Source organism: Chryseobacterium luteum (assembly GCF_000737785.1).
In the GTDB taxonomy this organism is placed as follows: Bacteria; Bacteroidota; Bacteroidia; order Flavobacteriales; family Weeksellaceae; genus Chryseobacterium; species Chryseobacterium luteum.
This window is the reverse complement of sequence record NZ_JPRO01000002.1, coordinates 277232-293644: the sequence shown is the minus strand read 5'-3', so window position 1 is coordinate 293644 and position 16413 is coordinate 277232. Positions and strand designations below refer to the sequence as shown.

The 16413-nt window shown below is 37.3% G+C and carries 14 protein-coding genes; 6 read left to right on the top strand and 8 right to left on the bottom strand.

Translation table 11 applies throughout. From position 1 onward, the window contains the following. Positions 1-11 precede the first annotated feature (11 nt). Positions 12-875 (top strand): glycoside hydrolase family 25 protein, encoded by an 864-nt coding sequence (locus IX38_RS04850; RefSeq protein WP_034702317.1) that lies wholly within the window; start codon positions 12-14, stop codon positions 873-875. Positions 876-1024: 149 nt separating this feature from the next. Here the strand turns inward: IX38_RS04850 and IX38_RS21880 are convergent, their stop codons facing one another. Then, entirely contained in the window at positions 1025-2671 is a 1647-nt protein-coding gene (locus tag IX38_RS21880) for an alpha/beta fold hydrolase (RefSeq protein WP_051884481.1), read from the bottom strand. A 354-nt stretch (positions 2672-3025) separates the two neighbouring features. Here IX38_RS21880 and IX38_RS04835 point away from each other — a divergent pair, with 354 nt between their 5' ends. Further along, positions 3026-4918 (top strand): ABC-F family ATP-binding cassette domain-containing protein, encoded by a 1893-nt coding sequence (locus IX38_RS04835; protein ID WP_034702315.1) that lies wholly within the window; start codon positions 3026-3028, stop codon positions 4916-4918. Positions 4919-5035: 117 nt separating this feature from the next. Here IX38_RS04835 and IX38_RS04830 read toward each other — a convergent pair whose 3' ends face one another. Then, complete coding sequence (locus IX38_RS04830; RefSeq protein ID WP_034702313.1) at positions 5036-6091, bottom strand: Gfo/Idh/MocA family oxidoreductase; 1056 nt, start codon at positions 6089-6091, stop codon at positions 5036-5038. 189 nt (positions 6092-6280) lie between these two features. Between IX38_RS04830 and IX38_RS04825 the strand changes: the two genes are divergently transcribed. From IX38_RS04825 to IX38_RS04815, 3 genes are all read left to right on the top strand, one after another. Then, positions 6281-8464: a TonB-dependent siderophore receptor gene (locus IX38_RS04825; RefSeq protein ID WP_034702311.1), complete on the top strand. Its 2184-nt coding sequence runs from the start codon at positions 6281-6283 to the stop codon at positions 8462-8464. A gap of 86 nt (positions 8465-8550) precedes the next feature. Then, positions 8551-9066 carry a membrane protein gene (locus IX38_RS04820; protein WP_034702309.1) on the top strand — a complete coding sequence of 172 codons (516 nt, stop codon included), beginning with the start codon at positions 8551-8553 and terminating at the stop codon, positions 9064-9066. A 160-nt stretch (positions 9067-9226) separates the two neighbouring features. Further along, positions 9227-9817 carry a hypothetical protein gene (locus IX38_RS04815; RefSeq protein WP_034702307.1) on the top strand — a complete coding sequence of 197 codons (591 nt, stop codon included), beginning with the start codon at positions 9227-9229 and terminating at the stop codon, positions 9815-9817. Positions 9818-9914: 97 nt separating this feature from the next. Here the strand turns inward: IX38_RS04815 and IX38_RS04810 are convergent, their stop codons facing one another. After that, the gene (locus tag IX38_RS04810) at positions 9915-10550 is read right to left on the bottom strand and encodes a peroxiredoxin (protein WP_034702306.1); all 636 of its coding nucleotides are present in this window, start codon (positions 10548-10550) and stop codon (positions 9915-9917) included. Positions 10551-10643: 93 nt separating this feature from the next. On the opposite strand from IX38_RS04810, the gene IX38_RS04805 reads away from it, so the two are divergent. Beyond that, positions 10644-11528: a mechanosensitive ion channel family protein gene (locus IX38_RS04805; protein WP_034702304.1), complete on the top strand. Its 885-nt coding sequence runs from the start codon at positions 10644-10646 to the stop codon at positions 11526-11528. Positions 11529-11563: 35 nt separating this feature from the next. On the opposite strand, the gene IX38_RS04800 is transcribed toward IX38_RS04805, so the two are convergent. The 5 genes from IX38_RS04800 to IX38_RS04780 form a co-directional block, all read right to left on the bottom strand. Continuing rightward, complete coding sequence (locus IX38_RS04800; protein ID WP_034702302.1) at positions 11564-12046, bottom strand: HMG-box domain-containing protein; 483 nt, start codon at positions 12044-12046, stop codon at positions 11564-11566. A gap of 80 nt (positions 12047-12126) precedes the next feature. After that, complete coding sequence (sucC, locus tag IX38_RS04795) at positions 12127-13317, bottom strand: ADP-forming succinate--CoA ligase subunit beta (RefSeq protein ID WP_034702300.1); 1191 nt, start codon at positions 13315-13317, stop codon at positions 12127-12129. Between the two features lie 130 nt (positions 13318-13447). Then, the gene (locus IX38_RS04790) at positions 13448-14725 is read right to left on the bottom strand and encodes a chloride channel protein (RefSeq protein ID WP_034702298.1); all 1278 of its coding nucleotides are present in this window, start codon (positions 14723-14725) and stop codon (positions 13448-13450) included. Positions 14726-14913: 188 nt separating this feature from the next. Further along, positions 14914-15300 (bottom strand): DUF423 domain-containing protein, encoded by a 387-nt coding sequence (locus IX38_RS04785; RefSeq protein WP_034702297.1) that lies wholly within the window; start codon positions 15298-15300, stop codon positions 14914-14916. 1 nt (position 15301) lies between these two features. Then, positions 15302-16378 (bottom strand): hypothetical protein, encoded by a 1077-nt coding sequence (locus tag IX38_RS04780; protein ID WP_034702295.1) that lies wholly within the window; start codon positions 16376-16378, stop codon positions 15302-15304. Positions 16379-16413: the final 35 nt, after the last annotated feature.

The window sequence follows — 16413 nt, the reverse complement described above, 5'->3', positions numbered from 1 at the left end:
TGCAAAACTTTATGACACCAAAAAAGTATACCAAAAAAACGGCCAGAAAAGTACATGATACCCGTCGCAAGAATTATTTTTTCCGACGAAAAGTGATATTGGCTGTTTTAATTTTGGCTTTAATAGGAACAGGATTTTATCTGAAACAGTCCATCAGTTATTATTACGCTCTGTACTTTAACAAATTCAGTCATAAAAAACTGCACAACAGCGAGGTGGAAGCATCAAGGATCCAGAAAATACTTACGGCTAACCTGGATAAAACTTACGGTTTTGACGTTTCTCATTATCAAAATAAAGAAGACATCAAATGGGACAGCCTGAGCATTGGAAATAAAACCATTCCTCTGGAATTTGTAGTGATGCGCGCCACGATGGGAAACCGAAATGCGGACAAACATTTCGATGAATTCTGGTTAAAAGCCCAAAAGCATAATCTGATCCGGGGAGCCTATCATTTTTACAGAGCTGATGAGGATCCCGTGATCCAGGCCAATAATTTTTTAGCCAATGTAAAACTGGAAAGCGGTGACCTTCCCCCTATTTTAGATATTGAAAAAATTCCCAAAAGAAAAACGAATAAAAAGCTGGTAGAGGACCTGAAAGTATGGTGCAAGATCGTGGAGGAAACGTATGGAGAAAAACCGATCATCTATACCTATTATCATTACTATAAAGATTTCCTGAAAGGAGAGTTTGAGGATTATCCGCTCTGGCTGGCAAATTATAATGATGTGCCCTCTCCCACTCCCAATGACCATTGGGATTTCTGGCAGTTTACAGAAAATGGCATCGTTCACGGCATCAACACGAAAGTGGATCTTGACATCTACAACGGAAGCTCGTGGTCTTTGAAAAGACTGACGCTAGACTAATCGGGCAGGAAGAGGGATGATGAAAGTCCTTAAAGCCCGAAAGAAGTGTTTATTCCGGGCTTATTCAATTAAAAATCAATATGATAAGCTACTCTTATAAGACTAACAGAATCAATCTCCCATCTTTCTTCTTCCAGTCCAAAACTCCATTATTTTCCCAGAAACTTTACAATATCTTCATTCAGTTCATCTGCTTTTTCAAAAGGAATCATGTGGGTTGCATTTTTGTAGATTTTAAGCTCGGCATGAGGTATTTGTCTTGCCATCATTTCAGTATGATCCTGTTTGATCACATCTTTATCACCAGCAATCACCAGGACCGGAATTTCTATTTTTGAAAGTTCTTTTTTGCTGATATGCGGTTCTTTAAGCATGATTGTTACTAATCGGCGTTCATTGAATTTTTCGGGTTTATTTTCCGCATTCATCACCAGAAGCTGGTTTTTCATATGGGATACAAGCCTTTCATCAACACCTTCAGGAAAAGCATTTGCTCCGATGGTAATTAATTTATTAAGATTTTCCGGATATTTTAAAGCAAATTCAAGCCCTGTAATACCTCCATCGCTCCATCCTGCAATATTTATTTTTTTCAGCCCCAGATTATCTGCAAGAGCTTTTATGTCATCTGCAAATTGAGTGTAGGTAAAATCTGTCCTGGAAGTATCAGTGCTTCTACCCTGTCCCCTGGTATCTATGGCAATAACTTTGAATTTTTTCGAAAGAACCGGAACCTGCTGGTAAAAATCCTGTATGCTTCCTGAATTTCCATGAAGAAGAAAAAGAGGTTCGCCTTCTCCATACACTTCGTAGTAAAGCTTTGTATTTTTTAATTGGAGATAGCTGCCTGAAGAATCATTTTTCCCGTATACGGAGTTCCCGGCTTCTATGTTATATTGGGAAACATCGGGAATCAGTTCTTCAAGATCATCCCCGGAAGCTGCCGCTTCATCTTTGCTGTTTTTTGCACTTTTATCCACTTTTACATCAATATTAATGGCTGGGGCTGCCAGTGTCATTTTCTGCCAGTCTCCATAAAATTTTCTTATAAACCCTGTCCGGAAGAGTGCTGCACTGATGCTGATCCTTCCATCAAATTCTTTTAAAAACTGAATTCCGATAAAGAATTTCCCCTGAACCCAGATATTATGCTCATTAACGTCCAGCGTATAGGTTCCGTCTTTGATCATATCCTGTGTAAGTTCCACTGTAATATCTTCATCCAGGATATTTTTATCCGGAAAACCGTCTTTTTCAGTGTAAATACTATACCTCATCAGTACCGGCTTATCCGAAGTATAACTGGCAATATTCAGGTTGATATTTTTGATCTTGGATCTTTTGCTGGCATTAAATTCCAGTGCCGTTTCACCAAGAAAATCCTCTTTTTTAAATTTAGGATTAACGGAATACAGCACATTTTTTGTTTTGGTGTTAACGCCCCAGTTCTTATCAACCAGCTTTTTTACTTTAATGCTGACTTCCTTTATATCTTTAACTTTTTCTTTTAAAAATATCTGCTGCCGATCCTGTTTCCTGAAATTCTGTACAGTTTCCGTATACAGCTCATAGCCGGGAACCTCTATTTTGAGTTTCCGTGAAGGATCAAATGTGGAAAGATCAATAGAAAAATTCCCTTTCTCATCAGAAACGGTTCCTGCATTTTCTTTTTCTACCCCGATCTTTACGTAAGGAACCGGCTGGTTTTCATTTTTGGAAATTACGGTTCCGGAAATCACCTGTGCACTGAATGAAGAGACCGCTAAAAGAAGAAACAAAGCATTGAGCTTTTTCATAGTTTAAAGTTTGGTGCAAAATTCATTATTTCCCCCGTTGAATACTCACAAGGTCTTATTAAATTTCAAAGCCTTTTAGTTAAATTTATTAAAAAAAATCATCTGTTTGTGAGCATAATTCTAAAAAACATATAAACTTTGTTTTTTTACAGAATATCCTTCATTACTTCCCATCGTATACTCTTTTGTCATTTTTATTTTCTGCCAGCTGTTGCAGATGATTAAAATAAATTTTCTTTCTGCAAAATGATCTGATATTTTTGAATACCGGAAGAGCATTCCATAAAACTTTCTAGTTACATTTTCGTACTTTTGCGGCTCAATACAAAATCAATATCAAACCATTACATTCCAATGAATTACGTTTCTGTCGAAAATCTTACTAAATCTTATGGCATCAAAGTTTTGTTCGAAAACATCTCTTTTCATGTAAATGAAGGGGACAAAATAGCTATTGTTGCCAAAAACGGAAGCGGAAAATCTACCCTTCTCAAAATATTAATGGGGAAAGAAATTGCAGACAGCGGCACTGTGAACATTAATAAAGATATCCAGGTGGTTTTATTTGACCAGGAGATCGATTTTGATTCTGACCTGACCATTGACGAGTTTATGATGACACTTGATTCTGCACCTATCCAGGCTCTGAAAAATTATCATAAATCACTGCTTTCTACAGATTATGATTTCATTGAAAAAGCTTTGGCTGAAATGGAAATTCATAAAGCATGGGATCTGGAAAATGATATGAAACAAATCCTTTCCCAGTTGAAAATCACGGATCTGGAAGCCAAAATGGGAACTCTTTCGGGAGGACAGATCAAACGTGTTGCTCTGGCAAAATTATTAACCGAAACAAGAGCTGAACACCGCCACACGCTTCTGATCATGGATGAGCCTACCAACCACCTTGATGTGGAAATGGTAGAATGGCTTGAAAGCTACCTGAGTAAAGCAAAAATAACTTTAATCCTGGTAACTCACGACAGGTATTTCCTGGATGCGGTTTGTGGAATTATCTGGGAAATGGAGGATAAAAATATGTATTTCCACAATGGTTCTTATGCGACTTATCTTGAAAACAAAATGATTCGTGAGGATAATATGAATTCTACCATCGACAAAGCCAATAATCTTTACAGGAAAGAACTGGAGTGGATGAGAAGACAGCCCAAAGCGAGAACTACAAAATCAAAATCCAGACAAGACGACTTTTACGAAACTGAAAAAATAGCTAAAACGGATACGAGAAAAGAATCTCTGGAGCTTGATTTCGAAATGAAAAGGCTCGGAAACAAAATTCTGGAGCTCAGGGATATTTCTAAAAGCTATGGTGATAAATTATTATTGAAAGATTTCAGTTATCAGTTTCAAAGAGGTGAAAAAGTAGGAATTGTAGGGAAAAACGGAGCGGGAAAATCTACTTTGCTCAATATCATCCAGGGACTTGAACCAAAAGATTCCGGAGAAATTGAAACCGGAGAAACGATCAAATTCGGATATTTCTCACAAAAAGGGCTGAAGTATAAAGAAGATGAAAGAGTTATTGATTTTATCAAAGAAATTTCCGAGAATTTTCCTTTAGCCAACGGAAGAACCATCTCAGCATCACAATTTCTGAGATTATTCTTATTTGATGATCAGACACAATATTCACCTATTTCAAAACTTTCGGGAGGTGAAAAAAGAAGACTGCATCTGATGTATATACTGTATCAGAATCCTAACTTCCTGATATTTGATGAGCCTACCAATGATTTGGATCTTCCAACTTTAACGGTCCTGGAAAATTTTCTGCTGAACTTCCAGGGAAGCCTGATTATTGTTTCTCATGACAGGTACTTTATGGACCGAATTGTCGACCATATTCTTGCGTTTGAGGGCGACGGAAAGATCAGAGATTTCATCGGAAATTTCTCGGAATACAGAGAAGCCAAAAGCCGTGAGGATGCACAGGGAAAAAATGTGGCATCCAAACCGGAACCTGTAAAAGAAATTGTTGCAGCACCGGAGGTTCCACAACCTGCCGCTTCTCCAAAAAGAAAAATGTCCTTTAAGGAACAAAGAGAGCTGGAAACTATAGAAAAAGAAATGCCTGAGTTGGAACAAAAGCGAGCTAAGATCATGGATCAGCTTAATAACGAAACGGATTATGAGAAGGTGTCCCAACTTTCTGCCGAACTGGAAGCCGTTTCTGAGAAGCTTGAAGAGTATGAGATGAGATGGCTGGAGCTTCAGGAAATATAATGAGCGGGAGTGTTTGAATGTCGGAGCGTTTGAAGGCGGAAGTGTTATAGGGTAAAAGTATATGATACTTCCCAACACTCAAACTCTCCCACCCTCAAACTCTCCAACACTTCTACCCTATAAGTATACTACTTTCCCTTCTTTTGAACTTACCAGAGAAGCATCGATGATCTTCATATTCTGAACGACCTCTCTTCCCTGGGACGGAAGAGCATATCCGAAGACAATGTATTCATAGATCTGCTGGTAGTAATCCATATAGTTTCCGGGTTCGCTGGACGTTAAAATTCTTTCAGTTTCTGAATTGTCATTGAAGAAGTTCAGAATTCCGTCTGCTTCTTTCAGAGGTTCAGTCCATTCTTTACCATAAAGCGGTATAGCTCCGGCAACCAATTCATTTTCCTGATTATCGGTTCTTTCCTGCAGAAAGCTTCCTTTTTCTCCGTGAATGGCATATGCGTAATGGGCTTCTTTCGTAAATACGGATGATTTCAGCCTCACTCTCAGATTGTCTTTATAATATAAAAGAATTTCAAAATAATCATTGGCATATTCCTCTCCTTTCATGGAAAATACATCAGCAAAAAGCTTTTCCGGATATCCAAAATACTGTACGGCCTGATCTGCAAGATGGGCTCCAAGATCGTGAAGTGATCCTGAACCTGTCTGCTGCGGGTCTTCTTTGTGCTGTTTTCCGCTGGGTGCAGTCCGGAACCTGTCGAAACGGATTTCCGCTTCTTTAATATCTCCCAGTTTTCCTTCATTTAATATTTTATGAACCTGTAAAAAATCCCGGTCGAACCTTCTGTTTTGGTACACACTCAGAAACAATCCTTTCTGTTCTGCAAGCTCTACCAGTTCTTCTGCTTCTGAAACAGTGACAGTAAACGGTTTTTCAACGATTATGTTTTTTCCTGCTTCAAGTGCCATCTTTGCATATTCATAATGGGACTGCACGGGGGTGTTGATGATTACCAGTTCTATATCCGCATTCTGCAGCATTTCTTCAACGGAACGGTAAATTACTGCTTCGGGATATTTTTCCTTAGATTCTTCCCTGCTTCTTTCTACTATAGCAGCCAAAAAAAATCCGGGATGTTCTTTCAAAAACGGAGCATGGAATACTTTTCCGCTCATTCCAAAGGCACACAGCCCTGCTTTTATCAATTGCATATTATTATTTTCAACAAATATATTCATAAAATGCTTTATCAAGAACTCATGCTGTTTACATAGATAATTATTTATTTGTTAATTAAATGATAAATATCACCCTAATTATTTTTAATAATTCTAAATAAACTCCAACAATTACTTACTTTTGCGACTTATTTAAAACCACTCTAAATAATAAACTAAAAAATGAAAAAACAACTAGTTACATTAGGATTATTGTTCACAGCAATATCCATTACTGCACAGTTGAAGAATACTGAAGCTGATACGATCAGAATTCAGACCATTGAGGATGTGAATCTTCACAAAACAGGAAATCCAAACAAGGCAAAACCGTTATCGACAAAGTCAAATCTTTCAGTAATGGAAACGCCGCAACCTATTGCAATTGTTACTCACGAGATCATTGAGCAGCAACAGGCAAAACAATTGAGCGATGTAATTAAAAATGTAAATGGTATTTATCTTACTTCTGCAAGAGGTGGTTCACAGGATAGTTTTGGAGGGCGTGGTTTTACCTTCGGAAACGATAATATCTTTAAAAACGGTGCAAGAGTTAATAGTGGTGTTTTCCCGGAAGTCAGCGGATTGGAAAGAGTTGAAGTTTTAAAAGGATCGAATGCAATGCTTTACGGTAATGTAGGTCCTGGTGGAATTGTAAATCTTATTACAAAAAAACCGAAATTTGAATTTGGCGGTGCCGTTGGGTTTAGTGCAGGAAGCTGGAATTCATACAAACCAACAGTAGATATTTATGGTCCTTTAAGTAAAAATATTGCCTTCAGAGTAAACGGAGCGTATGAATATGCAGAAAGTTTCAGAGATGTAGTAGAATCAAAAAAGAATTATTTTAATCCTTCTTTTCTTTTCAATCTTAGTGAGAATACACAACTTATCGTAGAAGGAGATTATTTATATCACACTTTCACACCGGATTTCGGAATCGGAAGTGTTACAGATAATGCAACCGGAATTTCAAGACTTGCGACAGAAATCGGCAGAAATCAATTCTTGGGAACAAACTGGCAATATCAAACCAATCAACAAGCAACAACGGATGTTATTTTAAATCATAAAATTAATAATAACTGGTCATTAAATGCTGTGGCATCTTATCAGAGCTATACTAAAGATTATTTTTCTACAGAAAGAGTTCAGTGGGGTTACAGTTCTGCTGCGGGTGGTAATTTAAATCCTACATGGACCAGACCTGTTGGTAAAAGTTATAATGAACAGAATTACACTTCTTTACAAGTCAATTTAAATGGTGAATTTAAAACAGGTAGTTTTAATCACAAAGTTTTAATCGGTGCAGATGGAGATTATGGACAAGCAGATGCTATTTCTTATAAACCTACTCCTGCAAGCTTAGGTGTTTTACAATTAAACGATCCTTCAACATGGATAAATGATGCACAAATGCCTAATGCTGATAAAACATATAGAAGAAGAATACCTACAAGAAGATTGGGAGTGTATGTTCAGGATCTTGTCGAATTAACGAAATCAATAAAACTATTGGCAGGACTTCGTTATTCGTATTTAACAAATGGGCAGTCTTCGGATAATATATTTATGCAAGGTTTTACGCCACCCGCTGTAAGTGCAAAAACAGAAGATAACGCACTATCTCCAAAAGTTGGTTTAATCTATAATCCAAATGAAAATTTATCAGTTTTTGCAACATATACAAACTCTTTTGTACCAAATGCAGGTTTCGACTTTAGTGATCACTCCGCCCTAAAACCTTCTACTGTAGATCAATATGAAGTAGGAGTAAAAAAGAATTTATGGAATAATGCTGTTGCCGTTAATTTAACAGCTTATCAAATCAACAATAATAATACTTACACAACTCCATTAGGTACAAGTGATTCAACATTAAAAAGTTATGCGGGTGCTGTAAGAAGTCGCGGTGTGGAACTAGATATTACAGGAAATCCATTAACTAATTTATCTTTAATTGGTGGAGTTTCTTATAATAACGCTGTTTACACAAAAACTCCGGATAAAGGTTTTGTAGAAGATCAAAGATTGGTAAGAACACCAGCTGTAACAGCAAATGCATCTGCTTTCTACAGATTTACAACTTTTGCGAAAGGATTAAAAATCGGTGCAACCGCTTTCTATACAGGAGACAGAAAAGCAGGCTGGAATGATGTAAAAGGCCAAACACAATCTACAAGAATGATTGATGTTGATGGATATACAACGGTAGATTTCAGTGTCGGATACGAATGGAAAAAATTCATGATTCAGGGAAAAGTAGGAAACTTGTTTGATGTAGTCAACTACAATGTTCACGAAAATTATTCGGTAAATCCTATTACACCAAGAAACTATTATTTTACCTTAACGTACAGACTTTAGAATTAAATATGATAATAATTTCATCATTCAAAGTGGAAATTGCATTTTTGCAGTTTCCGCTTTTTAAATTATAAAAACAATACGATATGGATAAGATCAAGGACACAAGGAGTTTTATGAGAATCACACACCGTTATCTCGGGTATTTTCTGGCAGGTATAATGGCTGTGTATTCATTGAGTGGTATTTTGCTCGTTTACAGGGATACAGATTTCCTCAAAAAAGAAAAAAAATACGATAAAACGGTCGCTGTCAATCTTTCGGAAAAACAACTCGGAAAAGAACTGAAAATCAAGGGTCTTGAGGTGGAAAAAACAGAAGGTACAGTGCTCTATTTTAAGCAGGGAACTTATGATACGACTACCGGAAAGGCAAAATATTCCAAAAAAGAGCTGCCTTTTGTACTGGATAAGATGGTAAAACTTCACAAATCCCAGTCAAAAGACACCTTATCACCACTGAATGTCTTTTTTGGAGTCTCTTTATTTTTCTTTGTGATTTCAAGCTTCTGGATGTTTAACCCTAAAACGAAAGCCTTCAAGAGAGGTATTAAATTTACTATTGCAGGCCTTATCATTTCAGTAATTCTTTTGTGTATTTAAATTACAGTATCATCAAAATAAAGGTCAAATAATTCACATTTCCACTCCCCATAAATTAACATTTATTCTGAATTTTTATCTTAAATTAAGAAGTCTGGCACATTTATTGTCTTTTATTAGTTCACAAATAATAGCATTTAAATTATAAAAATAATAAATTATGAAAAAACTAATTTTTGCAGGTATATTGGCAGCAACAGGTTTAACGGCAACAGCTAATGCGCAGATTCAGGAGGGCAATTGGATGGTAGGTAGTACTTTGGCAACAAGTAATTTTGGACTGAACTCCGGAGCAGGTTATGATTTCTCAATTGAGCCAAGAGCAGCATACTTTATTAAAGATAATGTAGCCGTTGGAGGTTATGTGAAATTAGGCTTTTTAAAATCCGGAAAAGGAGAAGCTACTCAATTTAACTATGGTGTGGGAGCTTTAGGCCGTTATTTCTTATCACCAGGAGAAAAAGGAGTGGACAATTTACTTAACCACGGACGTTGGTTCTTTGAAGGAAATGTAGGTATCGGCGGAACTTCCGTAGAAAACGGAATTTCTACAACAGGTCTTGACTTTGGTGTAGGTCCCGGATATTCTTACTTCATTACACCTAACATCGGTGTTGAAGGTTTGTTAAAATATAACGGAGTAACAGGTTTTGGAAATGAAGGTTTAACTTCCAAACTTAGTTTCAACGTAGGATTCAGTATTTATTTACCAACTTCAAAAGCTAAAGAAGTAGCTAATGATATAAAGTAATCACATTTCACTTACATCATAAAATGAAATCGCCCCGGAAATATTCCGGGGCGATTTTCGTACAAATTAAAACTAAACTATAAAAAATCAAATAAAATCATGTATTGGGCTGAGGCGTATATCTCAGATACGGCTTAACTTCTGTAACTCCTTTCGGAAATATCTTCCTGGCTTCTTCTGTAGAAATGGCCGGCGGCACAATAACATCATCGCCGTTTTCCCAGTTGACAGGAGTTGCAATTTTATGTGAATCAACGAGCTGTAAAGAATCCAGCACTCTCAGGATCTCATTAAAGTTTCTTCCTGTAGAAGCGGGATAAGTGATAATCAGTCTTACTTTCTTAGCCGGATCAATGATCAGTAAAGAACGTACAGTGGCTGTAACCGAAGCATTCGGGTGGATAAAATCATACAGCTCCGAAATTTTCCGGTCTTTGTCTGCAATAATAGGAAACTGTACATCTGTATTCTGAGTTTCGTTAATATCTTTAATCCAGCTCTGATGGTCTTCTACCCCATCTACACTTAAGGCAATTACTTTAGTTCCTCTTTTATCAAATTCTGATTTCAGTTTTGATGTATATCCCAGCTCTGTAGTGCAAACCGGCGTATAATCTGCAGGATGCGAGAACAGAATTCCCCAGGAATCCCCTAAAAATTCATAAAAATTAATATCACCTAAAGACGTTTCTGCTTTAAAGTCCGGTGCCGTATCTCCTAGTTTGATTGACATAATATTTTACTTTATAGTCCACAAATTTAGTAGACTTTTTGACACTGGCAAAATTTTTGTTGAAAATTTATATCTTTAACTAAATTTTTTTTCATGCAGAACAATGGGTACAGCTACGTAGATGTTATTTACAGGGTTTTGGAAAGCTGGTATATGAGGTTTGCCGAGCTCACTCCAAAGCTGATCGTCGGAATTTTAGTATTTTCTTTTTTTCTTGTGACCAGTAAATACTTAAGTTTAGGCGCCGTAAAATTATTTCACAAATTTTTTCCGAAAAGTCAAAGAGAAAGTTCTCTGGTTACTTTAATAAGTATATTCAGGTTCCTGATCATGCTGATGGGGACTTTTATTGCCCTTGAAATTATGGGCCTCAGCGGTTTCCTGTGGAAGTTTATCGGAAGTCTTGGGGTAGCGGGGGTGATTGCCGGGGTAGCTTTGAAGGATCTGGTATCCAGTATTTTTTCGGGAATGCTGATCGGCATCGACAAAGCATTTAAAATAGGAGATTACATTACGATCGGAGCACATTCCGGTACGGTACATGAAATCGGCTTTTTGACGACTAAAATCATTACTGATGACGGAAAGAAGGCCTATATCCCCAACCAGATCATTTTCAATGCACCATTTTACAATATTACGGCTTCGCCGCAGCGCAAGATCATTTTAAATTTTGAAATTCCTGCGGATGAAGATATCACCAAAGCACAGAAAGGTATGCTGGATGTCATTAAAAGTCTTGAAGGCGTAGACAGGCTGGATACGTCAGAAGTGATCTTAACTGATCTGAAACAGGGCAATTTTAACCTTCAGGCTAAGTTCTGGATGAAAGTAGGGGCCAATATGGTTCAACTGAAAAGTGAAGCTTATCTGAAGATCAAGGAACGTCTGGATACAGACCATATTCAGCTGGTCACTCCAACAAGTATAAGTATTACGAATGGAGAACCTCTTCGTGATGAAAATCAGGATCATTAATATAAGACCGCTTTCTTAAGCGGTTTTTTTGTATCTTATTTTTTATGGTTTAATTTAGAACTGTCTTTCTTATCCACTTTTGCAACGGAATCATTTTGGATCAATGCCTCTCCCATCACATAATTATTGTTGGATTGATTGCTGTCTTCTTCAATGGTCACCAACCCAGTTGTTGCCGTACAGGTATCCTTTGGTTTAGAACATCCGGCTAAAAATAAAATCAACGAAAACACAGCCAACGTAATTTTATTATTCTGAAAATAAGAAGGAATAAATGCAAAAAATTGAGTTTTTAATCGTTCAGATTGTTCAACTCCTTTGTTTAATTGATGTTTGTAAAATCTTCCGCAGACTTCTTCATCTTTTTTTTCATCAATAATCCGCGCGATTTCCTGAGGTTGTTTTTGTGTAAAATCAATCACACATTTGTTACAGACAGAACAAAATCTCCCTTTTTCCTGAGGAGACATCGTTTCCCAGTTTTCAGAGCAAGGGTTGGGGATACACAGGTTTTTCATCAGACCATTTTAAGTTTTTGAACATGAAAAAACCGTTCCAAAAATTGAAACGGTTTTCTGTATTATTTAAAAGTTCAGGCTTATGCTAAAACTTCTTTTACTTTGTTTGCAGCTTCTTCCAAAGTAATTGCTGAATGTACAGGAAGACCTGAATCATCAATTAATTTTTTAGCTTCTACAGCATTGGTTCCCTGTAATCTTACGATCAATGGAACAGGAAGGCTTCCCATAGCTCTGTAAGCGTCTACGACACCCTGAGCAACTCTGTCACATCTTACGATACCTCCGAAGATGTTGATCAGGATAGCTTTTACGTTAGGATCTCTTAAGATAATCCCGAAAGCAGTCTGAACTCTCTGAGCATCGGCAGTACCTCCAACGTCCAAGAAGTTAGCAGGGCTACCACCGGATAATTTGATGATATCCATAGTTGCCATTGCAAGACCTGCACCGTTTACCATACAAGCAACGTTACCGTCAAGTTTTACGAAGTTAAGGCCAGCTTCACCCGCTTCAACATCCATTGGATCTTCTTCTCTTGTATCTCTTAAAGCCTCAAGATCTTTGTGACGGAATAATGCGTTACCATCTAAAGTTACTTTAGCATCAACAGCGATAATTTTGTTATCTGAAGTTTTCAGCACAGGGTTGATCTCGAAAAGAGAGGCATCAATTCCAGTGTAAGCATTGTAAAGAGAGGCAATGAATTTTGTGAATTCTTTGAAAGCATTTCCTTCAAGACCTAAGTTGAAAGCGATTTTTCTAGCCTGGAATCCCTGAAGACCTAAAGCAGGATCAATGATTTCCTTGTGGATCAAATGAGGAGTTACTTCTGCAACGTGCTCAATGTCCATACCGCCTTCAGTAGAATATACGATTGTATTTTTACCTTCAGCTCTGTCTAAAAGAATAGAAACATAAAATTCTTTAGTTTCAGATTCTCCCGGATAATAAACATCTTCTGCAACCAAAACAGAGTGTACTTTTTTACCTTCAGCAGAAGTTTGTGGAGTTACCAACTGCATTCCGATGATGTTCTGAGCGTTTTCTTTAAGCTTATCCATGTTTGGAGAGAACTTTACACCACCACCTTTACCACGTCCGCCTGCGTGGATCTGTGCTTTTACAACCCAAGCCTGAGCTCCGGTTTCAGCAGTCAGTTTTTCTGCAGCTGCTACAGCTTCATCTACATTATTTGCTACGAAACCGCGTTGGATAGCTACTCCATACTTTGATAAAATCTCTTTTGATTGATACTCGTGAAGATTCATATTATTTTTATTATTTTATTTTAAATTTTAAAGGTTGACAAATTTACTAAAAAGACATGGAAGTTCAAGTTTATTGACTTAAAAATTAAAGCGCAGGAACTTGATTTTTAACATGTGTTCCGGATTTGCCTTATTCTTCGGACAATTTTTCAGACTGCGACCCGATGAAAGGAATTTTAGGAGCCAGGAAATAACCTGTTAAGCTGGCAAAAAGTATCGGGACGAAATAAGTAAACCCGGTTAAGGTCCCCAAAATAATCGTTGTACTCATAGGTGTTCTCGTTACACAGGCATTAATCGCTGCCATACAGCTTACAATGGCCAAAGTAGTATCCACTGATGGAAACAGCTGATGGATAATCAGTCCTAAGGTGGTTCCCACAAAAAACAAAGGAATGATGAAACCGCCTCTCCATCCTGAAGTCACGGTAACAGCAATAGCTATGATTTTAAAAATAAGGATCACAATCAAAAAGTTCAGGGCAAAATTTCCGTTGATCAGCTCGTTGATCTCATGATGCCCGAAGTATCTTGTGATCGGGAAATTATAGGCAATAACCCCTAAAATAATTCCTCCGACCAATGTTTTTATATAAATCGGAAATGACCTGTATTCAAAGACTTTTTTGAAAAATTTCACAACAAAAATGAAGATCCATCCGAACATGGTAGCCACCACTCCAAATAAAAAGGCGTAGATAAAATCATATACTCCTGAATAATGGTATGCCTTCAGATTCCATGTTGCCCCTATCCCCAAGTGAATGATCAGAGCGAACATGACATAGCTGAAACAGCTCGCCACCAAAGCAGGAATAATGGCTTTATAATATTCCACCGCATGCCTGTGATGCAGAATTTCAAGGGAAAAGAGACTTCCTCCAAGCGGAGCCCCAAACAAGGCAGTAAAACCTGAAGCCATTCCTGCAATGCTCAAAGAACGGAGTTCCTCGCCTTTCAGTCTGAAAATTTTCCCCAGCCAGGTTCCTGTGGAACCGGTAACCTGAACCAGAGGTGCTTCAGGACCAAGACTTCCTCCCGACGCCACACAAAACAGGGAAGAAAGGATCATGGATGGATTATTTTTCGGATCCAGTTTTCCTTTATTAAACCTGATATTATTGACAATCAGATGAATTTCTCCCGGATCTCCGATAAAGTGGATAACAAGTCCTGCCAGCAGACCGCAGACCGCCATGGTAGGAATAACCATCCAGCCCTGAAATTCAGCTAAAAATTCCGTAAAATGTTCTAATACGATCCAGTAACCTCCCGCAATAGCTCCTCCTACAAGACCTGTAAAAGCCCACATGAAAAAAGTCCTGCTGAATACAAACGGATTGAATCTTATAGGCTGGTCCAGAAGATTGAATGTTTTTATTAACCTTCTTCTTCTATTGATTTTCATTTTAATTGATTTTAAATATGGCCATCATTGTGTATATTGAACTTTATATTAAAAAAACACGAATTTCACTAATCTTTTTCACAAATTCCACGAATGTTACCATCCTGCGAGAGTGATTTTAGTGAATCTGTTTGTGTTCAAAAAATATAAGGCTTCTGATACACCCGAAGCCTTATTATATTGTATTTTTAAATTTTATTCTTAGCAAAATAGAAAATCAGCATTCCCCAGCTCAGGATCATAAAAAGTCCTCCAAGCGGAGTAATTGGGCCTAAGAATTTCAGATTAGCCCCCAGATAATCCTGTAAACTAAGAAAATAAATACTGAAAGAGAATAAGAGGGTTCCTGCAATCATTAAAATAGAAATCCATTTCTGTGATGAGGTATCAAATTTTAGAATGTACCCTATGATCAGTAAGAAAAATGCTGCATACATCTGATATCTTACGCCTGTTTCAAAACTTTCAAGCCTTTCCACAGAGAGTATTTTTTTTAAAGCGTGCGCTCCGAAAGCTCCCAAAATCACTGACAGCATCCCGTAAGCGGCACCGAAAATTAAAGTAATTGTTTTCATATTATAATTCTTCTAATTCCAGATTTAAATATTTTTTTGTTTTGTAATCCTGCCAGGTTCCGGTGATCTTGCTGCCTTTTTTATTCGCCTCAATAAAAGCCCTCGGAATCCATTTTCCCAATTCTTCATTATAGTGATCATTCTCCGTGATGGAAATATGATCTCCGTCAATCCTCCCATCCCATTCTATCAATTTTTTATTTTTATCATACCAATACATGGCGGAAAAAGCATTTCCCTCATTATCCGTGTAAAGATGTTTGATCAGAACTGTAATAGGATATTTATCAATTTTTCCTTTCAACAGCTTATACTGGAAACTTGTTGTATCAGTTTTTTCAGAGCCGGACAGAAGATTTTTCGCGTAAGGACTCCAGTATTTTTCGAGGTCTTTGTAAGGAATTTCAATGCTGTGACTTCCCAGATCATCCAATGCTCTCATCGCATGATTGGAACATCTTCCGGCAACAAAAGTCAATTTGTCCTTTCCAAAATAGAACTCAATGTATTCCAGGGTATTTTCTAAAAAACAGCCTTCATACATTGCAATCTGCTCCTGAACTTCTTCTGTAGGATTTTTATCTGCTTTCAATTCTTTAACAAAATCATCAACTCTTTTCCTGATTTTCTGATTGATTAAGTTTTCAATCGTTTTAAAAGCATTGGGCCGAAATAAATCGGGACCATTAATAAAATTTCCTGTTCTGAGATCAAAATTAATCCATTTGGAAAAACCTTCCGGATAAGCTCCCGAAGCTTCGCCATCTATACCAATACTAAGAATATTTTTAGGGGTTTCTAATTTTTTCCAACTGTAAAAATAGAGATAATTGGTATAGGAGTTGGTCGCAGTGGCAGCCTTTTTAAAAGGATCAGGCCCTGAGTTCGGGATATATTCCAGCTCATTGACCTGCAGAAAGGTATTCATCTTATTTTCAGCCAAAGGATTTCCAGGATAGGAAACCACCGGAAAAACAGCATCTTCAGATTTCGGCTGTAGATCGCTGATCTTTACGTTTTTCTGCTGAGAAAAATATACGCCCGAAATCAACAGGAAGAATACTATTTTCTTTTTCATTATTTTGAATGAATGTAGATTAAAATGAGTTTTGC